This window comes from Aeromonas sp. SG16, from assembly GCF_024436135.1.
Lineage (GTDB): Bacteria > Pseudomonadota > Gammaproteobacteria > Enterobacterales > Aeromonadaceae > Aeromonas > Aeromonas jandaei.
The window spans coordinates 1-25,678 of record NZ_JANFNW010000004.1; the positions used below are offsets into that span (position 1 = coordinate 1).

Sequence of the window (25,678 nt, forward strand, 5' to 3'; positions counted from 1 at the left end):
CCGGCCTGTCACGCCGGGGGTCGCGGGTTCGAGTCCCGTCCGCTCCGCCACTAAATAGAAGGCCTTCCCGATTGGGAGGGCCTTTTTGCTATGGGCGATTTGCCTGTTGGCCACAGTATTGCACACCAGAATAGACACCAAAGCCCGGTCTGATGACCGGGCTTTTTCGTTTGGAAATCCACCCGGCTTGTTTATTTTTACTGGTCTGCTTTTGGCTTGTGGTGCGCGATTAGGGTTGTATCTCGCTTATAACTCGGTAGAGTAAGGGCATCTTGAGTTTGCCTCTCCTGCCGGTGTTTGAGCGGGAGTCAGGTGTAACTTGGCCAGTTTTTATCAACCTTAAGCTAGTGGTATCGATATGGAACAAGTAAACAAGTCCACCTTCAGCGATGTACTGGAATATGTGCGTATGTCCCGTCGCCAGAACAAACTCAAGCGTGAAATTGCGGATAACGAGAAGAAGATCCGTGACAACCAGAAGCGTGTACTGCTGCTCGATAACCTGAGCGACTATATCAAGCCGGGTATGAGCATTGATGAAGTGCAGGCCATCATCGCCAACATGCGTACCGACTATGAAGAGCGTGTTGATGATCACATCATCAAGAACGCCGAGCTCTCCAAAGAGCGCAAAGAGCTGAGCACCAAACTGAAGAGCATGAGCTCCCACAAGTAATGCTTCGTTTACCATGTTAAACAACACCGGCCATTGGCCGGTGTTTTGTTATCAGCTCTGATCTCTGACACTCCTGCAACAATCGGCTCCCCTTTTTAGAGTTGCCCTGTTACCATCAATGCAAAGCGGTCAATAGTTTCAAGCCATTGACTTGAAACGACTAAGCTTGATTGAAACACAATAAATTGCGCAACCATGGTGGGGCTTTTATGGGCGCATCAGAACAGACGGATTTGACACAAGTGGCATCTCAAGATTCATCTGTCCAGACCATGGACGGGAACCCCAAGCGCAAGCGTCGTTCCTGGTGGCGCTGGCTGTTTTGTTTCCTCTTCCTCGCGTGTCTTGGGGCTGTGATCACTCTGGTTGGTTACGAGATGAAAACCTCGAAGCTGCAATCTCAGGAGATCTCGCGCTATGCCGCCAAGCTTACCTATCAGGTGGAGCCTGGTCAGAGCAAGCAGATCGCTTTCCCTGAAGATGGGCCGTTCGACAAGCGACTTGGCTACGTACAACTGCCAATGATGCAGGAGCGGCTGCTGCAGCGAGGCTATCAGGTGAGCAAGCAGGTGCATTTCTCCGATGCGCTCTACGACTACGCCAAGCGTGGCTTCTTTGTCCCCTATACCGAGAAGGTACAGGCCGGGCTGTCGCTCTATGATTGCCGCGCCGAACCTTTCTACCAGTTCCGGTATCCGACCCATCACTATCCGGATTTTGCCTCGATCCCGCCGCTCATCATCCAGTCGCTGCTCTTTATCGAGAACCGCGACCTGCTGAGCAATGAGGAGCCGTTGGCCAACCCGGCTGTGGATTGGCCACGCTTTGCCAAAGCGGCTGTTTCTCAGGTAGGCAAAGCGCTGGATATGCAGGATCAATCTGCTGGCGGCAGTACGCTGGCGACCCAGGTGGAGAAGTATCGTCACTCTCCGGACGGCTTGACCATGTCCCCCACCGAGAAGATCCGCCAGATGGCATCTGCCAGTGTGCGAGCCTACCGACTTGGGCCAGAGACGCTGGAAGCGCGCAAACTGGTGGCTTGGGCCTATCTCAACTCGGTGCCCCTCTCGGCTGCTCCCGGCTACGGCGAGGTGCACGGGTTGGGTGATGGCCTATGGGTCTGGTTTGGCGCCAATGTCGAGGATGTAAACCGTCTGCTGGATCCTGCTCGCAACCAGAACGCCTCGCTGGCGGAGCAGGGCCTGGCGCTGCGTCAGGTAGTTTCTCTGATGATCGCCCACCGCCGTCCCTCCTACTATCTGGCTCAGGGGCGGAGCGCGCTGGCAACGCTGACCGACAGCTATCTGCGTCTGTTTGTGCAGGAGGGGATGATCACGCCTCCGCTGATGGAAGCCGCCCTCAAGGCCAAGGTGACTTTCCGCGACTTTTTGCAATCTCCGGCGGTGACCAAGGTCAATAACAGCAAGGGGTTACAGGTAGCACGTACCCGTCTGAGCCGGCAGCTCGGGGTGCAGCTTTACGATCTCGACCGGATGGATCTGACTGCCGAGACCAGCCTCAATATGCCGCTGCAGAACGAGATTTCTCACTATCTGCAACAGCTCGCTGACCCCGCTTTTGCGGCACAGGTCGGCCTGTTTGGTGAGCGCCTGCTTTCGCCAGAGAAGACCGGTGACGTGCGCTACAGCTTCACCCTGTTCGAGAAGTCGCCGGAAGGGTTCAAGGTGCGGGTGCAGACCGACAACACCGATCAGCCGTTCGACATCAACGAAGGATCCAAGCTCGAGCTGGGCTCCACTGCCAAGCTGCGGGTGCTGACCACCTATCTGGAGATAGTGGCCGAGCTGCATGACAACTATGCCGATATGCCGGCTGCGAGCCTGCGCAAACTGGCAGATGCCTCTCAGGATAACCTCAGTCGCTGGGCCATCTCCTATCTGATGAGCGCGAAGGACAAGAGTCTGCCCCCGATGCTGGAAGCTGCGCTGGATCGCCAATATTCCGCGAGCCCCAATGAAGGCTTCTTTACCGGTGGCGGTATGCACACCTTCAACAACTTCCGTAAAGAGGATAACGGTCGCATCCCGGCAATTCGCGATGCGCTGCGCGAGTCCATCAACCTGCCGTTTGTCCGACTGCTGCGCGACATTGTGCGGTATAGCCTCTACAAGGAGGGGAACCGCGCCCAGCTGCTCAAGGATGACAAGGATCCCCGCCGTCAGGAGTATCTGGCCAAGTTTGCCGACAAGGAGGGTCAGACCTATCTGCTGCGTTTCTGGCGCAAGTATCACGGCAAGAGTGCCGATGAGCAGCTCGATACCTTCCTGGATGGGTTGAAGCCGAGTGCGGTGCGGTTGGCGGCGGTTCACCGCTATCTGATGCCGGATGCCGACCTGGCAACCTTCTCCGCCTTCCTTGCCAAGCGTCTGCCGAATGAGAAGCTGAGTGCAAAACGGATCGAGCAGCTCTATGTCAGTTACGGCCCCGGCAAGTATTCATTGCCGGATCAGGGCTATATCGCACGGGTACACCCGCTGGAGCTGTGGCTGCTCTCCTACCTCAAGGAGTTCGACAAGGCTACTTTTGCCGATGCGGTTGCGGCAAGCCGTGACGAGCGCCAGGAGGTTTACAGCTGGCTGTTCAAGACTCGTCACCGCAGCGCCCGTGACAGCCGCATCCGCACCATGCTGGAGGTCGAGGCTTTCCTCGATATCCATCAACGCTGGGCGCGGCTGGGCTATCCGTTCGACCATCTGGTGCCGTCGCTGGCAACTGCATTGGGCAGCTCGGGCGATCGTCCGGCAGCCTTGGCCGAGTTGATGGGGATTATCCAGAACGGCGGTATCCGGGTACCGACGCTGCGCATCGAACATCTCTCGTTTGCCAGAGGAACGCCTTTCGAGACCGAGTTCGATCCGACCCATACCGAAGGGACACGCGTCTTGCCGGCCGAGGTGGCGACAGCGCTTCGCAATGCTCTCTCCAAGGTTGTCGAAGGGGGGACGGCGAAGCGAATTGCCGGCGCCTTTACCATGCCGGATGGCACCGTGCTGGTAATGGGCGGCAAGACGGGGACCGGTGACAACCGGATCGAGACGGTCGGGCGTTATGGCAATGTGACCAGCTCGCAGGCTCGCAACCGTACCGCGACCTTCGTCTTCTATCTGGGGGATGATCACTTCGGCACGCTGACGGCTTATGTGCCGGGCAGTCAATCAGACAAGTTCCGGTTCACCTCCGCGTTGCCGGTGCAGGTGCTCAAGGGGATGGCGCCGCTGCTGATTCCCTATCTGCAACCGGGTTCCCATACCCAGTGTCTGGCCACTCAGTGAGTAGCAGGCAGAGATAAAAACGGGGAGGCTGTGAAGCCTCCCCGTTTTTTTATTATTGAATACAGCGCTCTAGCTGACTCGTCAGGCGTTCAGAATGAACTGTTCAATCACCTTAGCCACGCCATCTTCATCGTTGCGAGCGGTTGTGTGCTGGGCCAGCGCCTTGATTTCGTCGATGGCGTTGCCCATGGCGACCCCCAGTCCTGCATATTCGATCATATGGTGATCATTGCCGGCATCCCCGACGCATATCACCTGATCGGCGGTCAGACCAAGGTGATCGGCCAGCGCGGCGACCCCGGTCCCCTTGTTGCTCTGCTTGTTCATGAATTCGAGGAAGAAGGGGGCACTTTGCACCACTGTGTAGCGTTCATACAGCTCTGCTGGCAGGCGCTCGATGGCGCGGGTGAGCTGGGGCGGTTCGTCGATCATCATCACCTTCATGATCTGCTCGTCGGCCGGCAGGGTGGCGAAGTCGATCAGATTGATGGGCATGCCGATCAGGCGGGATTCATGCTCGGTGTAACGGCTGACGCGCGGGCTGATAAGCCCCTTGGTGACGGAGAAACCGTGTACGTTCACTTCCAGCTCGTCGGCCAGTTTGGCGACGGCGCTGGCATCGCTGCCGGTCAGCAGCTGGCTGCGGATGATGCGCTGATCGGCAACCTGCTGTACCAGAGCGCCGTTGTAGCAGATGACATAGTCATGCTCCCCGGTGAGGCCGAGCTCGACCAGATAACGGCTCATCCCCTCCAGCGGCCGGCCAGAGGCCAGTACCACGGTGACACCTTTGGCACGAGCAGCCGTGATGGCGGCGTGGGTGCGGGGAGTAATCTGGCCTTGCGGGTTGAGCAGGGTGCCATCCATATCCAATGCGATCAGCTTGTACATCATTCACTACCTGAGTCTGGGCGGCCCGCCCAATGGGGCCTGGGAAGTGGCGAGTGTAGCGAAAATCGGCGGCCGGATCACGGTCGCTACTGATATGAATAGGGGCAGCTTGACCTATTTATGCGCCTCATAGGGGATCATCTGAAGTTGATCTTCCCTGATGCAGAAGTGGATGGGGCCGTGTTCGATATCGACCCGGTTGTGGTGATGGGCCATCTCTACCTCGATACCGGGGAAGAGATGCTGGGTGGCGATGATGTCCATCTCTGCCATCAGCTTCTGAAGCTCTTCGTGGTTGGCGGCAAGTTGCTCTTCCAGCTGGCGGAGCTCCTGCTGATGGCGCTCGCGGATTGGTTTGAGCTTGCGCAGGGTATCGGGATTGCGTTTTTCAGTGGGGAGTTGCACCAGCCGCATCACCAACTCCTTGATCTTGTCGAGCTGCTCCTGACAGAGCTGTTGCTGTTGTTTGAGCTGATGCTCCTGCTCCTTGTGAGTAAAGTAGCCGCCAAGGATCTGCAGCTTGGTATGGTTGCCGGCCGATGCACCGAGCACGGGAGAGATGATGAGCCGGTTGGCGATGGCGAGCCCTCCCAGCAGGTTTCCTTTGCGCATCCCGCTGTCACCCACCTTGATGTCCTGACCACTGCGGCTGTAGCAGTGGCTGAGCTGGGTCTGGATCTGGATATCACCGCCGGCCTCCAGCTGGGCATATTGGGCGTAGTTGGCGTGGATCTCCCCCTGCGCGTTGAGCTGGCATAGGTACTCGCCCTGTTCATTGCGCCGACCTATGATGCCGTGGCGCACAGTGATAGTTCCCCCCGCTTCAATCCAGCCCCCTTCGATAAAGCCACCGATGACGATGTCACCGCTGACCGAGATCTTCATGCCCGGATTGACATCATCATTGACGATGAGTCCTCCCTCGAAGGTGATGTGACCATGGCGGGCATCCACCCGCTTGACGCTCAGCACCTCATCCACCTTCATTCCCGCCTTCTCCTGACAGGGGAGTCCGGCGCGGCTCGCAATCAGCAGATCCGGGTCATCGGGCGAGAAGAAGGTGCCCTCTCCGGCACTCATGGGACTGTCCTTGCCATGCTTGGCGGGGAGTTCCTGACCGGTCACGGTGAAGCCGGGGACGCCCTGAGTTGCCGGGTGACGGCGCATCAGCTGGGCTCCTGCCTTGACGGTGACGATGGAGCCGAGATCCCTCAGATCGACCCGACCATGATCCAGCTCCTGAGGTTTGAGAATACGTTCGGCAGGGGTCTCCACCAGCCGCTCGTAGCGGGTGTCCTGACCGTTGACGGCGGCCTGGCCGCGGGCGATGACCAGTTTCAGCATGCTGCCGGGGGCGGCCTCCTTGGCGGAGAGAATGGCGGTAGCAAGCAGAGCCTCGCTGACCCCCTGCTTCACCTCGCTGATAGAGATCGCCTCTTGCAACTGTTCGAGGGTCAGGTACTTGCCACCCCAGTCGGCGGTGATCTGGGCGCTGGCACTCATCCGGTCTTTCTCGACCACAATCATCACCTTGGCATCGTGCCGCTTGGCGATGGGGATGGGTGTCGTTGGGACAGAGGCGGCAGGGTTGCCTTGCAGCATGTTGAGCAGGGTGATCGACTGTTTGATCCCCTCCGTCAGGGGTTGGTAGCGGCGGCAGTTGGAAGCGAGCAGCAGGGTCTGCACATCCTGTTCGGTGACAGGTTTGGTGAGTCCCGGCGCGATGCGCAGGCAGACCTGATCCATGTCACTTGATAGCAGCAGCCACTCTTTGCTTAACACCGGCTCTCCTTGCAGGGTGGGAGAGGGAAGTGCCCCTCTACTGTCATTAAATCTCTCAATGATGGATAAAGCGAATCACTGAGCCGAAGAGTGTGCAGTATTTGGATATTTCTGCTGGAAGGTCAATGGATTGAGTGCAAATGGGTGACGGGATCGTAAGAAATGACAGTGCTGATTGGAGATGACTCGGCCCAATGCCGGATCATGGAAACGAGCCTGTGCGGCGCGGACGATTCAGGACTGGTTTTCAGCGTTGGTCAGTCGCCGAGCCGGGCTGTTCTGGTCAGGGTGAGGTAGTCGGCCAGTACCGGCAATCCCAGCAGGTGGCGGCGCAGCATGTCGAGGGCGGCGAAGGCGAGGATCTTGCGGCGGCTTTCGGGATCCGGGTGGCTGACCTTGAGGGTCTGACCGAACGAGATTTCATCGGCGCAGAGCAGCAGTGGCACGCCGTCCGGGCCAGCCTGGCCTATGGTCAGACTCACTCCATGGGGAGTGCCCGTCAGCTGGGCAAGCTCGCAGCTCAAGGCGCTGCTAAAACTGGCCTCCAGCGCTGCGTGTTCATGGCACATGGCCAGCAAGGCGCCCCGGCTCTCACATTCATACAGTGCGAGTGGTTTCTCTCCCAGCAGAGTGAGGATCTGCTGCGCCGGTTCGATATCCCCTCTGCCGACCAGCCAGGGCTCGATGGTGGCGAGCAGCCGCGCTTCGGCTGCATCCATGTCTGCCGTGCTGGCGCCGTGGCCGATGAGCTTCAGCTCGATGAGCGGCATGGCGGATCGGTAACCGAGTTCGATGCCGTTGGGCCAAGGGGCCGCATCCAGCATATCGCTGAGGGCTGATTCCGAGACGCCGAAGGTGTAGAAGCGGCGCAGCTCGGTATCGGTCTGGGTGCCGGCCAGCGCCTTGAGGCGCGGCAAGATCTGTTCGCGCACCATCTGTTTGAATTCGAAGGGGACGCCCGGGGTGAAGAAGAGGCGGCTCAGGCCGTGGCTGGCCGGGTGATTGACCACAAAGCCGCAAGCGGTACCGACCGGGTTGTCGAGGATCTCGCAATCCTGCGGCAGCCAGGCCTGCTTGGCATTGCTGGTTGGCATGGTACGGCCGCGGCTGGCGTAACGCGCTTCAATGGTGGCGAGCCAGTCCGGAAACAGGGTGAGCGGCTGGCCGAAGGCCTCGGCCGCTGCTTGGGCGGTGAGATCGTCGGCAGTGGGGCCGAGTCCGCCACACACCAGCACCACCTCGGCACGGCTGGCGCTCTCTTGCAGCACGCTTTTCAGGTCGGCGAGGTTGTCCCCCACTGTCAGGCGGCGGCGCACCTGCCAGCCCTGCTCCAGCAGCAGGGCGCTGAGCCAGGCCGCATTGGTATCCACCACCAGACCCGTCACTATCTCGTCTCCGGTGCTGATGATCTCGATACGCATGGCGGGCTCCTTGTGCTGAAACGGGGAAAAGAGAGGGCTACTGGCCTGCGGGGATCAGGGCTTGTTGTGCTCGAAGTAGTAGCTGATCCGGGTACGCGGGTTGAGGTACTCGAACACCGCAGGTGGCAACCGCTTGGGATGGATCACCTTGGCGATGGAGAGCTCGGCCTGCTGCAGGTCGATGATGGCCGCCTCCTGACGCGGGATACGCGGATCGTAGACCAGCACCGAGGGGTAGAGCAGGCGGGAGGCGTTGACCGACATCACCAGCCCTACCTGACCGTTGGATAGCTGCACCACGCTGCCGGGCGGGTAGATCCCCATCAGCCGGATCAGCATGCTGAGGTACTCCGGATTGAACTGGGCCTTGCGCTGCTTGTAGAGACCGCTCAGGGCCGAGTAGGGCACCTTGGCCTGCATGTGGCAGAGGTTATCGTATTCGTTGATGAGGGAGACCATCTGGGTGAGCGGATCGAGCTGCCCCTTCTTGAGCCCCTCCGGCCCGCTGCCATCCAGATATTCGTGGTGGTGCAGCACTATACCCTTGGCCTCGGCCGGAAAATCCTTGGCCAGATTGAGCAGGTCCAGCCCGTAGCGCGGGTGCTGGGCCATCAGGTTTTGCTCCGGCTTGGTCAGCGGCTCGGTCTTGCGCAGGATCTGGCTCGGGATCTTCAATTTACCGATGTCGTGGAACAGTGCCCCCATGCCGACCTGGCGGATCTCGTCGGCCGTCATGCAGCACTCCTTGGCGAGCAGCATGCTGAGCACGCTCACATTGAGGGAGTGGAAGTAGAGGTTGTTGCCATCCTCGCCGTCAGAGACCAGATGGAGCACCATCTCGTCTACCGAGAGCAGCTGCTCGGTCATGGCGTTGATCAGCTCCTGCGCCTCGCCGATGGCATTGAGGGGACGAGACTGGATCTTGCTCATCACGCTGCGCACCTGCGCCAGCGACTGCTGGAACTGTTTCTCGCACTGCTGCAGATCTCGGCGGTACTGCTGCAACTGCTCGATGCGGCGATCCTTCTCCTGCTGCATCTGGGCCTGACGCTGGGCTGCGTCGGAGTTCTCCGATGGCTGGGTGACGGCATGTGCCTGCTCGAGAGGCTTGGGCGGTACATCGCTCTTGTCGGGAATGATGGTCACCAGTTTGAGGCCCAGGCGACGGATCAGTTCGATCTCTTCTTCATTCTTGATTTTGAAGCTGGAAAACAGGAACGGGTGTTCGCGCCACCCCAGTGGCAGGGATACATAGTTGCCGACTTGCAGTCGATCTACGGAAATCTTGATACCGGTCATTATCTTGGATGCAGGGGAGATACTGAGCCGTATGCTAGTCAAAGGCGAGGGTGAATACAAAAGGTATCTGATGACAGGGTGAACGCTTTATTATAGGCTTCTGGATGTCCAGACATATTTACCGATGCAGTACAGGGAGTAAGCATGCCGATCAAGATCCCGGACCAGTTACCCGCCGCCGAAGTGCTGGGGCGGGAGAACATCTTCGTGATGACGGAATCACGGGCCGTCACCCAGAACATCCGCCCGCTGCGGGTGTTGATCCTCAATTTGATGCCCAAGAAGATTGAGACCGAGATCCAGCTGATGCGGATGCTCTCCAACTCGCCGCTACAGGTGGATGTGGATCTGCTGCGCATCGACGATCGGGAGTCGAAGAACACGCCGCAGGCGCATCTTGAGAACTTCTATCACGACTTCGAGCAGGTGCGTGGCAACAACTATGACGGCATGATCATCACCGGGGCGCCGCTCGGGCTGGTGGAGTTCGAGGAGGTGGTTTACTGGCCGCGCATCGTCGAGATCATCGAGTGGTCCCATCAGCATGTGACCTCTACCCTCTTTCTCTGCTGGGCAGTGCAGGCGGCGCTGAAAGCCCTGTATGGCATGGAGAAGCAGACCCGGGGCGAGAAGCTCTCCGGCGTTTATCACCACCACCGCCTCGACGAGCACGAGCCGCTGCTGCGCGGCTTTGATGACGAGTTTGTCGCGCCTCACTCCCGCTATGCGGCGTTCGACGGCGACCTGATCCGCGCTCACACCGATCTGCAGATTTTCGCGGAGTCAGCAGAGGCGGGAGTTTATCTGGCGGCCACCAAGGATTGTCGTCAGGTCTTCGTGACCGGCCATCCCGAGTACGATGCGTTGACCCTCGACGGTGAATATCGCCGGGATCTGGCGGCGGGGCTCGACCCCATCATCCCGGTCAACTACTACCCGAACAACGACCCGAGCCAGACCCCGCGCGCCAGCTGGCGCAGCCACGGCCATCTGCTGTTCTCCAACTGGCTCAACTACTACGTCTATCAGCTCACCAGCTACCGGGTGGAGGATATCGGCAAGGTCTTTACCTACGACCAGAGCGGCAAGTAGCTCAGGCGTTGTTCTCCAGCCGCTCGGCCTGCTGCTGCAGCCAGTGGCGGTGGGTATCCAGAGTGAATGCCTTGGGTCTGTGCGCCTTGACGGTGGCCATCGCCTCGTCGAGGGGCCGGCCAAGGGAGATCAGCAGAAGGGCGGCCAGCAGTCCAGTGCGACCGCTTCCCCCCTTGCAGTGGATGACCAGATGTTTGCCATCGCGCAGCATCTCGGTCAGCCGGGGCAGAAGTTGCAGCCAGCTCTGCTCGAAACGGGAGTCGGGGGCCTGATCATCTTCGATGGGAAGGTGGAACCAGCGCATTCCCTCCCGTTCGACCTGCACGCCAAGGTGGGCGAGGTCGAAGCGGGCCAGTTCGGCGTCAGTCATCAGGGTGATGACGGCGTGGGCACCGGCCAGTCGCAGCTGGTCGAGGGCGAGAGTCAGCGGCACCTGCTGGGTGCCCGGACAGGGGGTCAGCAGCAGCTGACCATCGACGCGGGGAAGCTCCAGGCTCCAGAAGGGATGAAACGGGTGCATGGCGGATCCTCGTGTGGTGGCCGGGTTACCGAGCCCGGCGAATGGCGCCAAGCATAGGCAGGGCGGGGGGGATGTCAATGGCCGTTGTGTTTGGCCCGGTTTACGGGCAGAGTCTAAAAAATTGAGCGGTTAGAGGAGTGAAGATGAGAAATCTGGATCAACTGGATTTGGATATCCTGGCCCATCTGTTTCGGGATGCAGGTATGACCAACAAGGATCTGGCCGCGTTGGTGGGGGTTGCTCCCTCCACCTGTCTGGAACGGGTACGCAAGCTGCAACAGGACGGGGTGCTCAAAGGGGCGCACTGCGAGGTTGATTATCAGGCCCTCGGTGGTCACATTCAGGCCATGGTCTCCCTGCAACTGGCCCGTCACAGCCGCCAGATCATCGACGATTTTCGCGATGCCATTCTGGTGTTGCCCGAGGTGATCAGCCTGTTCCACATGGGGGGCAAGGATGATTTCCTGGTGCACCTCTGCGTGGCCGATACCGAACACCTGCGCAACTTTGTCTTCGATCACTTCACCTCCCGCGAAGAGGTGGTGCATCTCGAGACCTCGCTGGTGTTCGAGCACAGGTTCAGCCGCTCGCTGCCCTGTTTCCCCCAGCCATAACGCCAGTGTGAAAAAACCGCCTTTCGGCGGTTTTTTTCTATCGGGTGGCGCTGGTTGATGGCGCCTGTTCGGCAGCGGCGGTTCGCTCATCTTTAGCCGTCCGGTAGAGCCCCTTCTGATAAGCCAGGCTGCCCCAGAGCGCCAGCCCCAGCGTCGCCTCTTTCATGGCGGCTGGTTGTGCCACCGGCGTCAGCGTTTCGGTGGCATCGTCATAACGATACCCCTCCGCCGGACGTTCCGGTTGCAGGATCACCACATCCTGACCGCGCATCAGGGCAAAGTTCTTGTCGTACTGCATGATGGCGCGCCCCGGCCAGTCGGCGGGCATGCGGGTGAGATCCTTGCCGAGCATCGGATAGTCGGCACTGATCCCCATCAGGGAGAGCAGGGTCGGTGCCATGTCGATCTGGCTGACGATGCGCGGATCTTTCTTCGGCGCTATGCCGTCGCCCACGATAACCCCCGGGATATGGAAGCGGGGAATGGGCACCAGACTGGCGCCACTGACCCGGCTGTCGTGATCGGCGATGACCAGAAACAGCGTGTCTTTCCAGTACTCCGAATTTCTCGCCTTTTTGAAGAACTCGCCAATGGCGTAATCCGCATACTTGGCCGCGTTGTTGCGGGTCTGCTGGGGCTGCTCATAGAGGGCGATGCGATTGTCGGGAAATTCGAACGGATCATGGTTGCTGGAGCTGAATACCAGACTGAAGAAGGGTTTGCCCTGTTTGTGCAGTTCTCTGAAGGTTTCGTCAGCCTTGGCCATCAGGTCCTCGTCGGAGGCGCCCCATGAGCCCTTGAAGACCGGGTTGGTGAAATCCTTCTGCTCGACGATGGTGGTGAAGCCGTTGCCGAGGAAGAAGCTGCGCATATTGTCGAAGTGGCTCTCGCCGCCGTAGATAAAGCTGGTGTCGTAGCCCCTTTGTTTGAGCAGATCGGCGATGGTGAAGAAGTTGGTCTGGCTCTTGCCGAGCTTGACCACAGCTTGTGCCGGGGTCGGCGTGAAGCCGGTCAGCACGGCCTCGATGCCGCGCACCGAGCGGGTGCCGGTGGCGTAGAGCTGCTCGAACGCCCAGCCCTGTTGCGACAGGGCGTCGATGTTGGGGGTGAGCGGCAGGCCGCCGAGGGAGCCGACGAACTGGGCGCCGAGGCTCTCCTGCAGCAGGATCACCAGATTCTTCGGTTTACCGCCGTAGCTGGCTTCGTTGAAGGTCTGGCTCGGCAAGGTGTCGGAGCTGAACTCATGGGCGGCCCGGCCACTCTCCTGACGCACAATCTCGATGATCTGCTTGTCAGTCATCTTGCCGTAAAACTGGCTGGCATCCTCTTCATCTCCCATCTGCTTGATGGCAAAGAAGAGAGAGTAGGCGGAGTTGACGGTCAGCGCATTGACCAGCGGGTCATCGGCAAAGGCGACCATGGCCGGGTTCAGGGCGCGATGGCCCAGGCTGGAGCGGGCACCGAGAAAACCTATGGCCAGAATGAGCAGGGCGAAGGCGGGCCGCCAGTACCAGCGCGGGAAGGTGAGATCGCGCAGCAGACGGCCACTCAGCCACCAGCCTCCGGTCAGCACGGCGCCACTGAAAACCACCGCCAGCAACAGCTCGGCTTTGCGGCCCGCCCACAGCATGGAGAGCACCTCTTTCGGATAGATGAGGTACTCCACATAGAGGCGATTGGGGCGCACGCCATATTCGGTGACAAACGAGGGGGTGGAGATCTCGAGGAACAACATCAGCCAGAGCCCGACGGTCAGCCAGACGCGCATCAGCTGCATCCAGCCCCGACCGATGGCGTGAGGCCCGGCCAGCAGCAGGGTAAACATGGCCGGGACACCCCAGAGCCAGCAGATTGTGGCGAAATCGACCCGGATCCCTTGCAGCAGCATCTCCTGCCAGCCGGCGACGGCATCGACCCGTTCCAGTTGCCAAATCCCCAGCGCAATACGGCTGAGAGTCAGAGAGCCAAGGGCAAGCGCACAGAAGACGGCAAAAGGCCAGAACGGGCCTAGCCGATGTTTCAGAGTTGTCATGGTTGTTCCTGATTGAGCCTGTAAGCATCTGTCCACAGATGCTTTTTTTGTTTTGTTGGGAGATATGACAAGGAGATGGGGAGAAGGTTGCGAGCCGTTCGCGGTAAAAGAGATAAATTGCGTGCTGCTTATGCAAAAGTGTGACATCAGACAGCTGTAGCACACAGCATAACCTGCTGCAGGAAGTGTGAGCCGGCACGCTAATGGGGTCATGACAGCTATTTATAATTGCCGCGAATTATCTGGGTGGAGCCGAAGGATGCCGGTCTTTATCGATGTCGACTATTTGCAGGGATGGCGCCTGTTTCTGGTGTTGTCGGATGGCACAACAGGCGTGCTGGATCTGACCCCGTGGCGAGGTCAGCCGCTGTTTGCTGCGCTGGAGACGGAACGTCATTGCGCCCGGGTCTTCATCAACCGCCACCACCAGCTGGAGTGGCCTGTCGGCTGCACGCTATCCGCCCATGAGGTCTATCACCTCATCATGCCGATGGACGAGCGGGAAGCCTTCCGCTAATCCCTGCTTTTTGTGAGCCAACGCCAGATTCCTGTTACTGGAATGTTTGGGAGTTTGCCTTCCTGAATCAAATTGGGTAAAAACAGCGCAACATTTTGCCAACCTGGCTTTGTTTCGTCTGATCAAGGCTTGCCGCACTCATGCTGCAGGCCTTTTTTGCGACCAGAGTCCAAACCTTTCCCTTGCTGAAAGGTTTGGCTGGCAAGATGAAAAAAACATAACAAACAAATACATAAGGAAAATGTATGGCTTGTCATATGCGCACACCCCTTGCCCTGCTGGTGGGAGGGTTGGCCTGTCACGGTGCTGCCGGGCAGGAGCAGATTCAGCAACCGGAAACCATGGTGGTCGTGGCGAGTCGCCCCGCCAGCACCCTGGAGGTCACCCTCGATCCCAAGAAACCCGGCTCTCCCATGCCGGCTGCCGATGGTGCCGGTTATCTCAAAAACGTCACCGGCATGAGCATGGTGCGCAAGGGCGGTCTGGGTGGCGATCCCGTGCTGCGGGGGATGGGGATGTCCCGCCTCAACGTGCAAATGGACGGCGGCATGTTGGCTGGTGGCTGTGGTGGCCGCATGGACCCGCCCACCGCCTATGTGTTCCCCCAATCCTTTGACCGGATCCGGGTGCTCAAGGGGCCGCAATCCCTCGAGCAGGGGGCAACCCTTGCGGGAACCGTACTGTTCGAGCGGGACAGACCCGAGTTTATGGCACCGGGCTTCAAGAGCGACGCCTCGGCCCTTTATGGCAGTTTTGGCCGCGATGATCAGATGGTGGATATGACGGCGGGCTCGACCGACGGTTATCTACGCGGTCAGTTCACCCACTCCGACAGCGACGATTACCGCGATGGTCACGGTAACAAGGTGCGCTCTTTCTATCGCCGCGAGAACGGCACCGCCCAGTTGGGCTGGACGCCGGGGGAGCACACCTGGCTGGAACTCACCGCCGAGCGCAGCAATGCACGTGCCGCCTATGCGGACCGCACCATGGATGGCCCCATGTTTGATCGCGAATCCTTCGGGCTGAAGCTCAAGCAGGAGGAGATCACCACTCACTGGCAGCGCAGCGAGCTGACCCTGTGGGACAACTACATCGACCACATCATGGACAACTTCAGTCTGCGGCAAAGCAGCGACCCCAAATCCCTGAACAACCCGGATCGCCGCAACACCGGCGGGCGTTGGGCCAACGACATCGCTCTGCCAGCCGACTGGTTGCTGACCGCCGGGCTCGACAGCAACCGGGATCAGCACCGCAGCCGGGGCGACGTCGACTATGCCACCAAGGATCGCCAGCGCACCCTGCGTTTCGAGCAGCAGGGCGGCTTTGCCGAGCTGGGGCGCCAGCAGGGGGCCCACAGCTACAAGGGGGGGTATCGTCAGGATCGGGTCGAGACCACCCGTTATGGTGCGGGGGATCAGACCCTCTACAGCGAGACCGAGCACCTCGACAGCGGTTTTGGTCGCTACGAGTATCAGTGGTCGCCTCGCTGGTCCAGTTATCTGGCGTGGGGACAGGCAGAGCGGGCGCCGGACTACTGGGAGCGCAGCAAGGACAGCACCCCGTTCACCCTCAGCCCGGAGCGCAGCCGCCAGTGGGATGCGGGTCTGGCTCTGCGCAGCCGCGAGCTGGATCTGACCCTCTCCCTCTTTAGCGCCAATATCAAGGACTACCTGCTCTACAACAGCAGCACACGTAAGGTGCGCAATATCGACGCCCAGACCCGCGGTGGCGAGCTGGAGGGGCGCTGGCAGTTTGCCGAGCAGTGGCGTCTCGATGGTGGTCTGGCGGTGGTCTACGGCGAAAACCAGAGCGACAACAAACCGCTGGCGCAGATGCCGCCCCTCGATGGCAAGCTGGCACTAGGCTGGCAGCCGGACGAAGCGCTGAGCTTCACCCTGCTGGGGCGCGCCGTGGCGGCGCAGGATCGGGTGGATGTGGGCTCCGGCACGGTCGCCGGTCAGGATCAGGGCGAGACCCCGGGCTTCTTCACCATGAACCTGAGCGGCGCCTGGCAGTTTGCCAAGGGGTGGCAGCTCTCGGCCGGGGTAGACAACCTGTTCGACACCTTCTACTACGAGCACCTCTCCAAGTCGGTACACAGCAGTCAGGCCGGGTTGGGCTATGAGCAGAGCGGCCGCATTCCCGAGCCGGGTCGTGCCTACTGGATCTCGGTCAACTACCGTTTTGCCTCCGACGGCGTGCTCTGAGCAAGACGAGCGGGTAACGTTTTCAGTCACAGACCCCTCTGCGAGCGCTCGCTATCATGGCGAAAAGCAGGTGCATTCAGACACTTGTGCTCACAGCGGGAACATAACAATGAAACAGGGAACGTTGCGTTATGGCGGCCTCATCGGGGCCGCCCTGTTACTCGCCGCTTGCGGCGGCAGTGGAAGTTCTGGCGGGGGGAGTACGCCTCCCGTCGTCAATCCGCCGGTCACTCACCCTCCGGTCGTCACGGCCAGTCGGGCCTGCTACGGCGATGAGCAACTCGCCTGCAATCTGCGCATCTATCAGGTGATGGTGGAGTCCTTCGTCGACGGTGATGGCAGTGCAAACTACGGCGTCGGTTACGGTCCCTCCCGCCACAACGGTGATCTGCAGGGGATCATCGACAGCCTCGACCACATCAAGAGCCTCAACGTCAATGCCATCTGGCTCACCCCCGTGTTCGACTCCTGCGCGGGGCAAGGGGGTGATGACAAGCTCGATGCCACCGGCTACTTCGCCTGCGACTTCTTCAACGTCGATCCCAACTTCGGCAGCAACGCCCAGCTGAAAAAGCTGGTGGATGGGGCGCATCAGCGCGGCCTCTACGTCTTCCTCGACGGGGTGTTTGGCCACGTCAACAAGGTGGGGGTGAGCAAACCTTCACCGGCCGGCTTGCTGCCCGCCCTCAAGAGCGGCGGTGCCGGTTATCCGGGTCAGCTGGTGGATTACAGCCAGCCCCAGAGTCTCGCCTACTTCAAGGAGGTAGCCCGCTACTGGATCGAGCAGTACGGCATCGACGGCTGGCGTCTCGATCAGGCCTATCAGCTGAGTCTCGATGAGTGGCGCGCCATTCGCCGCGAGGTGGCGCAGGCCAGCGCGGCGCGCAAGGCGACCGGTCAGCAGTGGGGCACCCTCGGCTATATGGTGGGCGAAGTGTGGAAGGGGGCCGACGAGATCCGCGCCCAGGCTTACGGCAGCAGCGACAATCCGGCGCTCTCCTCGGCGTTCGACTTCCCGCTGCGCTACGGCCTGGTACAGGCGCTGGCGGTGGAGGAGTCCGGCAAGGGCGGTCAGGGGGCCAGCGTGCTCGACGCCAGCTGGAACAAGGTGGAGAACTACCCGAATCACGCCATGCCGAACCTGATGCTGGGCAACCACGATCTGGTGCGTTTCGGCGATCTGCTGGAGCGCGGTCACTTCAATCCGGCCGAGTACTGGCAGCGCCACAAGGCCGCCTTCAGCTTCCTCGCTGCCCGCTCCGGCCCCATCACCCTCTACTACGGCGAGGAGTTTGGCGACGAGGTACCTGGCTTTGCCGCCAAGGTGGGCGGTGACTGCGCGGCGTTGGGATTGTGCGACGATCACGTGGCCCGCAGCGACGGCAAGGTGCCCGCAGTCACCGGTTTTGTACCGAGCAGCGAGCAGAGCGAGCTGAAACAGTGGCTCAGCCAGCTGCTGGCTCTGCGCGCCAAACACCCCGCCCTCTATCAGGGGGAGCGGGTCAAGCTGGTGGCCGAGGGGAGCCTCTATGGCGATATCAAGCAGACGGCGGCAGAGCAGATCGTCTACCTGCTCAACGTCTCGAGTACACCCCTGAGCTATGCAGTGCCGGTTGGCAAATTGCGCAGCGGCAGTGCGCTGGTGGATCTGCAGAGCGGCGAGAGCCTGGCCATCGGCGGCGGCAGCGTAACGGTGGAGTTACCGCCCCTCACAGGTCGCTTCCTGTTGCTGCAATAGCGCGACCACGACCCAACGCAAAGGGCTCCATAGCGGAGCCCTTTTTTCATGGCGATACCCGTGGCGACGCCGTCCTACTTCTCGATGCCGCTGCCCAGCTCATCCGAGCGGGGTGCGGCTGGCGGGTGACCATTGCCGTTGCCATTGCGCCAGCTCTCCAGCCGGTTGTGCACCCCGCGGCGCAGGCTCTTGAAGCTGGTCTCCAGATAGTCGACACCGACCAGAATGGAGAGGGTGACGCCGGTGAGCAGCAGCGCCTGATGGAGCATCTGCATGCCGATGAGGGCGCCGAGGGCCGCCAGCATCCAGACGGTGGCGGCGGAGGTGACCCCCAGTACCTGGCCATCCCGGGTCATCATCACCCCGGCGCCGAGAAAGCCGATGCCGGTGATGAGCTGGCCCAGCACCCGCGCCTGATCGGCGCTCTGGGGGCTGAGGGCTGCGCCGATGGCGAGAAAGCAGTAGGTGCCGAGGATGATGAGCGAGGAGGTGCGGATGCCGACCGGCTTGCCGCGCAGCTGGCGCTCCAGCCCTACCAGAGTGCCGCACACCAGACAGACCAGGATGTTCTCCCAGCCAAGGGGCGCAATGTCCCACCAATCAGTCGTCATCATATCCACCTCTGCAATCGATGCTTGTTGTTATCCGGCCGCGCTCTGCCCCCGGTTCTCCAGCCGCTGGCGGAAGGCGCGGGCGAGGCGCTCGTAGAGGTCCTTTGCCTCTCTGTCCTCAATATCGCCACGTATCCAGGGATTGTCGATGATTTCCAGCAGCACGCAGTCGCGCCCTTGCTGGCGCAGGTCGACCCCGAACAGGCCGTTACCGAGCTGATGAACGGCGCGACGGGCGGTTTGCAACACCCGCTCCGGCACCTCGTTCAGTGGCAGCGCCTCGATCCGGCTCATGTCGAGAGGGTGTTTGCGGCGGCGGATGCGGTTGCCGGGCTCGGGGCGGAAACGGCGGCAGGCAAACAGCGGTGAGCCATCGAGAAAGCCGATGCGCCAGTCGAACTCGGCGGGGATCCGGCTCTGCACCAGCAGCAAGGCGGATCTCCCCAGCCCCTCGTCCAGCAGGCGAACCAGCTGCTGCTCGTCGCTGGCCATGGCCAGATCCCGCCCCTGCGCCCCGTCGGGCACCTTCACCATCAGCGGCAGGCCGAGCCGCTGCACCAGCTCATCGACATGGTGGCGGCCGCGGCGGGTCACCACCATGGTGGGCGGCATGGGCACGCCGCTACGCACCATCAGCTCGTAGAGATAGAGCTTGTTGCTGCAGGCGAGGATGGCGCGGGAGCTGTCGATCACCGGCATCTTGAGCTGCTCGGCACGGCGGGCAAATTCGAAGGTGTAGTGGCCGACCGCCGTCTCGGAGCGCAGCCAGAGGGTGTCGAACTCCGGCAGCCGCTCGATGGCGGACGGCGCCAGGATCTCGGCCCGGATCCCCTGCGCTGCGGCTGCTTTGATAAAGCGCTCCAGCGCCACTGCATCGCTGCTGGCGCGGCCGTCGTTGGGGTCGACCAGAATGGCGAGCTGATAGAGCGGCGCCGCCTGCTCCTCGTCGCCGGTGCCCACCAGTGCCTGGGCGTGGTGCAGCATCAACTCTTTCTCGCTTGTGCTCAGCGCCAGCGGTGACAGGCTCTGCTGCTGGCGCACCGACCAGCCGTGGCGGCCGCGCTTGAGGGTCAGCTCCTGCAGCGGCAGCTGGCTCAGGCCATAGTAGTAGCGGGCCAGCCCCGCCAGCTCACTCTGTTCACACTGGCCGAAAATGGCGCGCACCCGGATTCGGTCTTCGCTCTGCTGGGCAAGCCACCCCTGCAATTTTCGCCACAGCTTGGCCGGTGGCTGCTGGGGTTGCAGCTGGCTGATGGCCTGCAAACCCGGCAGACAGTGGTGGCCGCGGGCCTGGGCCAACAGCGAGCAGTAGTAGCCGGCGCTCAGGTGTTCCAGATTGCGGCAGAGGTTGATGATGCGGGGGCGGCCGCCGGTGGTGGGCACCCCGTGTTGCAGGTAGGTGCGGGCGGTCAGCAGATAATCGGCATGGCAGGGCCAGTCGCCCAGCTCTTCGACGATGACGTAGGTACTCATATTTTCGGCTCCACAGATGAAACTGCCTTAAGCGGCAGGATCCCCAGTGGGCTTCGATGCACCGACAAGCACGACAATGGCGCGAGGGGAAACAAGAGGTTACAGTGCCTAATATTCTGCCTTGGTAACTTGTGATACAAGTCGCATTTTTGGTGCTGAGGATAAATAACCGAACAAGGACTCCCCGTGTTGACCGTCCGCGCCGCCCGACCCAGCGATCTGGGCGCCATCGTTAAACTGGAACGCTACTGTTTTCCTCCCGAGGTCGCCTTTGGCCGCAGTCGCTGGCACTATCTGCTCGCCCAGGCCAGAGGCCGCACCCTGCTGGTGCTGGATGAGAAGGAGCAGCTGATGGGCTATCTCTGCCTGCTTGAGCACAAGGGGTGGGATCGCCTCATCGTGCAGACCCTCGCCATCCGCTGGACCATCCGCCGTCAGGGCTGGGCGCGGCGCCTGCTGGAGCAGGTGATCCGCGAAGGGCAGGAGGCTGGCTGGGGGGCGATCCGGCTGGAGGTGGCGGATGCCAATGCCGAGGCGTTGGCACTCTATCGGGGTCTGGGGTTCAAAGCCACCCAGCGGCTGCCCGACTACTATGGCCCGGATCAGCATGCCCACCGGCTGGTGCTGAAGCTGGCCGGAGAGAGGAGAGAAGAGGAGAGGGGATGAGCTGCGACAACTGTCTCGCCACCGCCATCAGGGCCAAGCTGGGGCGCTGCCCGGTCTGCGCCGGCCAGACCTTCGCCATCGGCATGGTCGGTTGGCTGGTCTGGTGGTGGTGTGGCGCCGACACCTCGGTCAACGCCCTCACCGCCCTGCTGTTTGCGCTGGGTGGCTCGGCCCTCTTGCTGCTCCATCTGGCAGTATTTGTCTGGCGCAAGGCGACCGGACGTGAATTGAGCGATGAATAAATCAGATTGGTTTCAACAACATAAATAACAATATCGGTTGAGATAATGGAGGTTCAGATGATAGCAATGGTAACGGGCGCCTCGTCCGGTTTTGGTGAGTCCATCAGCCGCCAGCTGGTGCAGGCGGGCTACAAGGTAATCGGTACCGGTCGCCGTGCCGAGCGGCTCGCTGCGCTGGCTGACGAGCTGGGCGAGCAGTTCCTGCCGCTGGCGTTCGACGTGCAAGACAAGGCGGCCACCCGCGCCGCCATCGCTGCTCTGCCAGCCGAGTGGATCGAGGTGGATCTGCTGGTCAACAACGCCGGTCTGGCGCTGGGGCTGGAGCCGGCCCACAAGGCGGATCTGGAAGATTGGGAGCAGATGATCGCCACCAACATCAGCGGTCTGACCCTGCTCATCCGCCTGCTGCTGCCGGGCATGGTGGCGCGCAATCGCGGTCACGTCATCAATATCGGCTCCATCGCCGGCACCTACCCCTATCCGGGTGGTAACGTCTACGGCGCCACCAAGGCGTTCGTGAAGCAGTTCAGCCTCAACCTGCGCGCCGATCTGGCGGGTACCGCCATCCGCGTCACCAACGTGGAGCCGGGCCTGTGCGGCGGCACCGAGTTCTCCAACGTGCGCTTCCACGGTGATGATGCCAAGGCGGCCTCCGTCTATCAGGGGGTGGAGGCGATCCAGCCGGAAGATATCGCCAATACCGTGCTCTGGGTGAGCCAGCAACCGGCTCACGTCAACATCAACAGCATCGAGATCATGCCGGTGGCGCAGACCTTCGGCCCGCTCAATATCAGCCGTCGCTGATCGCTGGATTGGCTGAAACGAAAGAGGCTCCCTTGGGAGCCTCTTTGCGTTGGCGAGCCGGTTACAGGCTCATGATCTTCTTGAACTCCTCCGGCGAATACTTCTTCTCGGTGCGCTTGGTGAGATCCGTCATCAGCTTGTAGCGCAGCGTTTTGGCCATCTGATAGGTCTGCTCCAACTGGCCATAGGAGTAGTCGGCAGCCAGCCCGATGGCGGTAGCCTTGTCGCTGGCGTAGGCCTGCTTCAGGCTCTTGTCGAGCAGTGCTACCTCCTTGTAAAGCTTGCTGCTCTCCTTGCTCCAGACGCCGCGCAGCAGCGGCAGGTACTTGTCCGGATCGGCGCTGGCCAGCGCGGTCAGGCTGCGGAACTGCCAGTAGGCGGAGTCATCGGAGTAGCTGTCGCTGCCGGTGCGATAGGGCAGGGGGTAGGATTCCAGGGTGTTGTAGAGCGGCACCATCACAGATTCGGCCAGCACGCCGTAGCTCTGCCAGATCAATCCCTGCAGCTCTTTGGGCATCTCCTTGCGCAGCTGGATGACGTGGGATTCCAGTTGGCGATCGATGCGGATCGGCCGCTCCGCCTTGCCCGCCAGCGGCGTGCCCTCATAGGTGGCGCTCAGCAGCCTGGCTACGTCCGGCACGGCGATGGGGGCATCCGGCTTCATAAAGAGCGGATATTGCGCCTGCCGGGTCGGCTGCGGGTGGCTGGCGGTCAGCATTTTCTGGCCGAGCCACTCCCGATCCACGTTATACGGGTCAGCGATGACCCCGAACGCCTTGGCGAAGTTGAACTCTTTCGGGTCGGTGTTATCCAGCAGTTTGTGCTCGCGTACAAACTCCAGCAGCTTGGGCGAGTGCAGCACATCGGCGCTGTCGAGATTGACGCCGTGGATGCGCAGGCCGTTGGCCACCATGGCATAGCTGTCGTCCGGCACCCGCACCGCAATCCAGTGGTGGCCGGAGCCGATCTCCATCAGCCAGGCCTCGTTCACATCCGCCAGATAGAGGCTGTTGCCCTCACCGGCGCCATATTGCTCCACATAGCGGCCGAGCAGCTCGACCCCCTCTTTGGCCGTTTTGGCCTGCGGCAGGATCAGGGTGGGGATGATGGCTTCAATCACTCCCTTCTCGATCAGCGGATCGGCTTTTTGGGCCTTGTCGTTGACCTCGGCACTGGTGGTGGCCGAAATGGCGACGTTGAACTCGTTGATGCCGCGCTCCTCGTAATACTTGCCGTCGGGGTCGCTGGCTGTGGCATCCCAGTCACGAATGGCTGAGTAGGCGAAAAACGCCTTTGGCATCGGCACTTCCAGCCCGTTACCCAGTTTCCAGACCTTGCCCTCGTTCTGCTGCGCGGGCCGGAAGGCGAGGTACTTGTTCCAGTTGTTGACGCCAAAATCCTCGTTTCTGGCGATCATCACGCTGCCATCGGCACTGGCGCCCTTGCCGACGATAAGGCCGGTACAGGCGTCGGCACTGGTGCCAAGCAGGGTGAGCAGGGTGGCGGAGAGAAGACTCAAAGTGTGTTTTTTCATCGTTATGCCCGAAAGGTTGCGGTGAGTGAGAGTCAGACGAGGGGATGAGGTGCGGGTAGGCCGCAACTCCGAACTGGCAGCGGAGTGCGCTCGGCAGATTGGTCTGCCTGTTATTGGTTTTACGAACAGATCATCCATGACTCGGCTGGCTGGTTGTGATGTGCGCCAAAATTGTATTCCTCGCTGGTTGTTTGTTTTGTGATCGACGGAGCGTTCCTGCGGTTTATATGGTGCAGCGTTTTTGAGGCAGCGGTATGTGTCGGAAATTGGGGGGAAAGCAGCGGATGAGTCATGATTCTGACGCTGCGTCGGGGCTGTAACCGCAGGCAAGCTTGCCAGAGCGGGGATCTCGCCCAATCTGACAAGTTGGCCTGTAACTTGCTGGTTTTATTGTCAAAGGTGGGGCCAGACCCCATAGCGCCGCATTCAGTCGGCCCGCTTCGGCGGGTCGGCACACAGAACGGGAGTCTTCATGGATATCAAACCCTACAGCCAGCAGCTTGCCCAGAGCGCCTCCAACAACCGCGCCCTCGCCACCCTCAACAGTGCCAGTAGCGGCGGGCAGGGTGGTGGCTGGGAGGAGATGGTCAGCCTCTCCACCCAGCGCATGACCGGTCAGGCCCAGCAGGTGCTCACCTATGAACATCTGGCCAAGAACAGCAAGCTGCCGCCGGCGCTCGACATGAGCTCCGATAAGGGGGGCGTGGTACAGCAGCTGGTGGACAAGGCGCTCGGGTTTGATCGCAAGAAATTCAACGAGATAGAAGACAAACTCAAGGCTATTGCCGACAACAAGAAGCTGACCCCGGAAGAGCGGGCCGAGCAGAGCAAGCCGCTCAACGAGCAGAAAGATGCGATGCTGAAAGAGGCAATGGATCGCCTGACCGGCAAGAAGAGCTCATCCAAAGATGAGGCCAAAACCGCCTGATCCAGTCACTGTTGTGAGAGATACCCGGTCGGCACAGATGGGCCAGTGTCGACCGCCGATGGGCAAGCTTCTGCCACCTCTTTTGACCTCACCTCCCCACAGGCGCACAATGTCCGCGCATTGAGCCAGTCGAGGAGTCCGCCGTGTACAACTTCCAATATGCCAATCCGACCCGCATCTGTTTCGGCGAGGGGCAGATCGCCAGCCTGCCCGAACTGATCCCGCCCGGCAGCCGGCTGCTGGTACTCTACGGCGGTGGCAGCATCAAGCAGAACGGGGTGTATGAGCAGCTGACCCGGGCGCTGGAGGGGGTGACGTGGCAGGAGTTTTCCGGCATCGGCGCCAACCCCAGATTCGAGCTGTTGATGGAGGCGGTGGCGCAGGTGAAGCGCGAGCGCATCGACTTCCTGCTGGCGGTCGGTGGCGGCTCGGTAGTCGATGGCACCAAGTTTGTCGCGGCGGCCGCCTGCTACGAGGGGGATGATCCCTGGGATATCTGCGGCAAGCAGGCAAGCGTGCACAAGGCGCTGCCGATGGGCTGCGTGCTGACCCTGCCGGCGACCGGCTCCGAGAGCAATCCCACCTCGGTGGTGAGCCGGGGGGATGTGAAGATCTCCTTCAGAAGCCCGCTGGTGCAGCCGCAATTTGCGGTGCTCGACCCGACCACCACCTACAGCCTGCCGCCGCGCCAGACCGGCAACGGGGTGGTGGATGCCTTCGTCCATATCGCCGAGCAGTACCTCACCTTCCCGGTGGGAGGCGAGGTGCAGGACAGACTGGCGGAGGGGCTGTTGCTGGTGCTGGTGGAGAACGGCCCCAAGGCGCTGGCTGAGCCGACCAACTATCAGGTGCGGGCCAATCTGATGTGGGCGGCCAGTCTGGCGCTCAACGGCCTTATCGGTTGCGGGGTGCCGCAGGATTGGGCCTCTCACGCCATTGGCCATCAGCTGACGGCGCTTTACGGGCTCGACCACGGCCAGAGTCTGGCGGTGGTGCTGCCCGCCCTGCTGCGGGAGCGGGCAGCGCAGAAGCAGGAGAAGCTGGCCCAGTTTGCCGAGCGGGTGTGGCACTCCAGCCGCGAGGATTATGCCCTGCGCATCGAAGAGGCGATTATCCGCACCGAACAGTTCTTCCAGCAGATGGGGCTTGGCACCCGCCTCTCTGACTATGGCCTCAGCGAAAGCTGTATTCCGGCAGTCTGCTCCAACCTCAAGCGGGTCGGGCGTACCGCACTCGGGGAGCAGCAGGATATCGACCCGGATCAGGTAGCGCGGATCCTCGCCCAGGCGCTTTGAACGGCTATAAGGGACGATCGGAGGTTTGCTCTCATCC

At 61.1% G+C, this 25,678-nt stretch carries 21 protein-coding genes; 12 read left to right on the top strand and 9 right to left on the bottom strand.

Annotated elements, in window-relative coordinates:
- The first annotated feature begins 358 nt into the window (after nucleotides 1–358).
- Nucleotides 359–676: a PTS system regulator TmaR gene (gene tmaR / locus NOM67_RS11740; protein WP_033115541.1), complete on the top strand. Its 318-nt coding sequence runs from the start codon at nucleotides 359–361 to the stop codon at nucleotides 674–676.
- Between the two features lie 209 nt (nucleotides 677–885).
- A complete protein-coding gene (locus tag NOM67_RS11745) occupies nucleotides 886–3,969 on the top strand; it encodes a transglycosylase domain-containing protein (RefSeq protein WP_156853670.1) in 3,084 nt (1,027 codons plus the stop codon).
- An 81-nt stretch (nucleotides 3,970–4,050) separates the two neighbouring features.
- Here the strand turns inward: NOM67_RS11745 and yidA are convergent, their stop codons facing one another.
- The 4 genes from yidA to NOM67_RS11765 form a co-directional block, all read right to left on the bottom strand.
- Nucleotides 4,051–4,860 (bottom strand): sugar-phosphatase, encoded by an 810-nt coding sequence (gene yidA, locus NOM67_RS11750; protein WP_156853692.1) that lies wholly within the window; start codon nucleotides 4,858–4,860, stop codon nucleotides 4,051–4,053.
- A gap of 114 nt (nucleotides 4,861–4,974) precedes the next feature.
- Nucleotides 4,975–6,642, bottom strand: a complete 1,668-nt coding sequence (locus NOM67_RS11755) for a FapA family protein (RefSeq protein ID WP_339379672.1) — start codon at nucleotides 6,640–6,642, stop codon at nucleotides 4,975–4,977.
- Nucleotides 6,643–6,899: 257 nt separating this feature from the next.
- Nucleotides 6,900–8,063, bottom strand: coding sequence for a molybdopterin-binding protein (locus tag NOM67_RS11760; protein ID WP_156853669.1), 1,164 nt, complete (start codon nucleotides 8,061–8,063; stop codon nucleotides 6,900–6,902).
- Between the two features lie 54 nt (nucleotides 8,064–8,117).
- Nucleotides 8,118–9,362, bottom strand: coding sequence for a DUF3391 domain-containing protein (locus tag NOM67_RS11765; protein ID WP_198037988.1), 1,245 nt, complete (start codon nucleotides 9,360–9,362; stop codon nucleotides 8,118–8,120).
- 144 nt (nucleotides 9,363–9,506) lie between these two features.
- Between NOM67_RS11765 and metA the strand changes: the two genes are divergently transcribed.
- Entirely contained in the window at nucleotides 9,507–10,454 is a 948-nt protein-coding gene (gene metA / locus NOM67_RS11770) for a homoserine O-succinyltransferase (protein ID WP_255937231.1), read from the top strand.
- 1 nt (nucleotide 10,455) lies between these two features.
- Here metA and NOM67_RS11775 read toward each other — a convergent pair whose 3' ends face one another.
- Entirely contained in the window at nucleotides 10,456–10,974 is a 519-nt protein-coding gene (locus NOM67_RS11775; RefSeq protein WP_156853667.1) for a tyrosine-protein phosphatase, read from the bottom strand.
- A gap of 143 nt (nucleotides 10,975–11,117) precedes the next feature.
- Here NOM67_RS11775 and NOM67_RS11780 point away from each other — a divergent pair, with 143 nt between their 5' ends.
- Entirely contained in the window at nucleotides 11,118–11,588 is a 471-nt protein-coding gene (locus NOM67_RS11780) for an Lrp/AsnC family transcriptional regulator (RefSeq protein ID WP_033115549.1), read from the top strand.
- Between the two features lie 37 nt (nucleotides 11,589–11,625).
- Here NOM67_RS11780 and NOM67_RS11785 read toward each other — a convergent pair whose 3' ends face one another.
- Nucleotides 11,626–13,620: an LTA synthase family protein gene (locus NOM67_RS11785; RefSeq protein ID WP_255937237.1), complete on the bottom strand. Its 1,995-nt coding sequence runs from the start codon at nucleotides 13,618–13,620 to the stop codon at nucleotides 11,626–11,628.
- A 259-nt stretch (nucleotides 13,621–13,879) separates the two neighbouring features.
- On the opposite strand from NOM67_RS11785, the gene NOM67_RS11790 reads away from it, so the two are divergent.
- The 3 genes from NOM67_RS11790 (at nucleotide 13,880) to NOM67_RS11800 (ending at nucleotide 18,088) form a co-directional block, all read left to right on the top strand.
- Entirely contained in the window at nucleotides 13,880–14,137 is a 258-nt protein-coding gene (locus NOM67_RS11790) for a DUF2442 domain-containing protein (protein WP_033115550.1), read from the top strand.
- Between the two features lie 245 nt (nucleotides 14,138–14,382).
- Complete coding sequence (locus NOM67_RS11795; RefSeq protein ID WP_255937241.1) at nucleotides 14,383–16,350, top strand: TonB-dependent copper receptor; 1,968 nt, start codon at nucleotides 14,383–14,385, stop codon at nucleotides 16,348–16,350.
- A gap of 109 nt (nucleotides 16,351–16,459) precedes the next feature.
- On the top strand, nucleotides 16,460–18,088 hold the full coding sequence (locus NOM67_RS11800) for an alpha-amylase family glycosyl hydrolase (protein ID WP_255937244.1): 1,629 nt from the start codon (nucleotides 16,460–16,462) through the stop codon (nucleotides 18,086–18,088).
- A 74-nt stretch (nucleotides 18,089–18,162) separates the two neighbouring features.
- Here the strand turns inward: NOM67_RS11800 and NOM67_RS11805 are convergent, their stop codons facing one another.
- Together NOM67_RS11805 and NOM67_RS11810 are read right to left on the bottom strand one after the other, a co-directional pair.
- Nucleotides 18,163–18,702, bottom strand: coding sequence for an MgtC/SapB family protein (locus tag NOM67_RS11805; protein ID WP_255937247.1), 540 nt, complete (start codon nucleotides 18,700–18,702; stop codon nucleotides 18,163–18,165).
- Nucleotides 18,703–18,729: 27 nt separating this feature from the next.
- Nucleotides 18,730–20,172 (bottom strand): RimK family protein, encoded by a 1,443-nt coding sequence (locus NOM67_RS11810; RefSeq protein WP_255937250.1) that lies wholly within the window; start codon nucleotides 20,170–20,172, stop codon nucleotides 18,730–18,732.
- A gap of 186 nt (nucleotides 20,173–20,358) precedes the next feature.
- Between NOM67_RS11810 and NOM67_RS11815 the strand changes: the two genes are divergently transcribed.
- Genes NOM67_RS11815 through NOM67_RS11825 form a run of 3 tightly spaced genes read left to right on the top strand, consistent with a single transcriptional unit; the run spans nucleotide 20,359 to nucleotide 21,884 of the window.
- Nucleotides 20,359–20,838, top strand: coding sequence for a GNAT family N-acetyltransferase (locus NOM67_RS11815; RefSeq protein ID WP_139394196.1), 480 nt, complete (start codon nucleotides 20,359–20,361; stop codon nucleotides 20,836–20,838).
- Entirely contained in the window at nucleotides 20,835–21,080 is a 246-nt protein-coding gene (locus tag NOM67_RS11820) for a DUF3624 domain-containing protein (RefSeq protein WP_064335363.1), read from the top strand. The genes NOM67_RS11815 and NOM67_RS11820 overlap by 4 nt, the downstream gene beginning before the upstream one ends.
- Nucleotides 21,081–21,137: 57 nt before the next feature.
- Nucleotides 21,138–21,884 (top strand): SDR family oxidoreductase, encoded by a 747-nt coding sequence (locus NOM67_RS11825; RefSeq protein WP_255937260.1) that lies wholly within the window; start codon nucleotides 21,138–21,140, stop codon nucleotides 21,882–21,884.
- A 61-nt stretch (nucleotides 21,885–21,945) separates the two neighbouring features.
- Here NOM67_RS11825 and NOM67_RS11830 read toward each other — a convergent pair whose 3' ends face one another.
- Nucleotides 21,946–23,418, bottom strand: a complete 1,473-nt coding sequence (locus NOM67_RS11830) for a C69 family dipeptidase (protein WP_255937262.1) — start codon at nucleotides 23,416–23,418, stop codon at nucleotides 21,946–21,948.
- 472 nt (nucleotides 23,419–23,890) lie between these two features.
- On the opposite strand from NOM67_RS11830, the gene NOM67_RS11835 reads away from it, so the two are divergent.
- Nucleotides 23,891–24,346: a hypothetical protein gene (locus NOM67_RS11835; protein ID WP_033115559.1), complete on the top strand. Its 456-nt coding sequence runs from the start codon at nucleotides 23,891–23,893 to the stop codon at nucleotides 24,344–24,346.
- 143 nt (nucleotides 24,347–24,489) lie between these two features.
- Nucleotides 24,490–25,641: an iron-containing alcohol dehydrogenase gene (locus tag NOM67_RS11840; protein ID WP_041209296.1), complete on the top strand. Its 1,152-nt coding sequence runs from the start codon at nucleotides 24,490–24,492 to the stop codon at nucleotides 25,639–25,641.
- The last annotated feature ends 37 nt before the right edge of the window (nucleotides 25,642–25,678 follow it).

Bases quoted from the DNA above. Each gene is read 5' to 3' on its own strand.
- tmaR (WP_033115541.1), top strand. From the start codon at position 359: ATGGAACAAGTAAACAAGTCCACCTTCAGCGATGTACTGGAATATGTG.
- NOM67_RS11745 (WP_156853670.1), top strand. From the start codon at position 886: ATGGGCGCATCAGAACAGACGGATTTGACACAAGTGGCATCTCAAGAT.
- yidA (WP_156853692.1), bottom strand. From the start codon at position 4,860: ATGTACAAGCTGATCGCATTGGATATGGATGGCACCCTGCTCAACCCG.
- NOM67_RS11760 (WP_156853669.1), bottom strand. From the start codon at position 8,063: ATGCGTATCGAGATCATCAGCACCGGAGACGAGATAGTGACGGGTCTG.
- NOM67_RS11765 (WP_198037988.1), bottom strand. From the start codon at position 9,362: ATGACCGGTATCAAGATTTCCGTAGATCGACTGCAAGTCGGCAACTAT.
- metA (WP_255937231.1), top strand. From the start codon at position 9,507: ATGCCGATCAAGATCCCGGACCAGTTACCCGCCGCCGAAGTGCTGGGG.
- NOM67_RS11775 (WP_156853667.1), bottom strand. From the start codon at position 10,974: ATGCACCCGTTTCATCCCTTCTGGAGCCTGGAGCTTCCCCGCGTCGAT.
- NOM67_RS11780 (WP_033115549.1), top strand. From the start codon at position 11,118: ATGAGAAATCTGGATCAACTGGATTTGGATATCCTGGCCCATCTGTTT.
- NOM67_RS11785 (WP_255937237.1), bottom strand. From the start codon at position 13,620: ATGACAACTCTGAAACATCGGCTAGGCCCGTTCTGGCCTTTTGCCGTC.
- NOM67_RS11790 (WP_033115550.1), top strand. From the start codon at position 13,880: ATGCCGGTCTTTATCGATGTCGACTATTTGCAGGGATGGCGCCTGTTT.
- NOM67_RS11795 (WP_255937241.1), top strand. From the start codon at position 14,383: ATGGCTTGTCATATGCGCACACCCCTTGCCCTGCTGGTGGGAGGGTTG.
- NOM67_RS11800 (WP_255937244.1), top strand. From the start codon at position 16,460: ATGAAACAGGGAACGTTGCGTTATGGCGGCCTCATCGGGGCCGCCCTG.
- NOM67_RS11805 (WP_255937247.1), bottom strand. From the start codon at position 18,702: ATGATGACGACTGATTGGTGGGACATTGCGCCCCTTGGCTGGGAGAAC.
- NOM67_RS11810 (WP_255937250.1), bottom strand. From the start codon at position 20,172: ATGAGTACCTACGTCATCGTCGAAGAGCTGGGCGACTGGCCCTGCCAT.
- NOM67_RS11820 (WP_064335363.1), top strand. From the start codon at position 20,835: ATGAGCTGCGACAACTGTCTCGCCACCGCCATCAGGGCCAAGCTGGGG.
- NOM67_RS11825 (WP_255937260.1), top strand. From the start codon at position 21,138: ATGATAGCAATGGTAACGGGCGCCTCGTCCGGTTTTGGTGAGTCCATC.
- NOM67_RS11830 (WP_255937262.1), bottom strand. From the start codon at position 23,418: ATGAAAAAACACACTTTGAGTCTTCTCTCCGCCACCCTGCTCACCCTG.
- NOM67_RS11835 (WP_033115559.1), top strand. From the start codon at position 23,891: ATGGATATCAAACCCTACAGCCAGCAGCTTGCCCAGAGCGCCTCCAAC.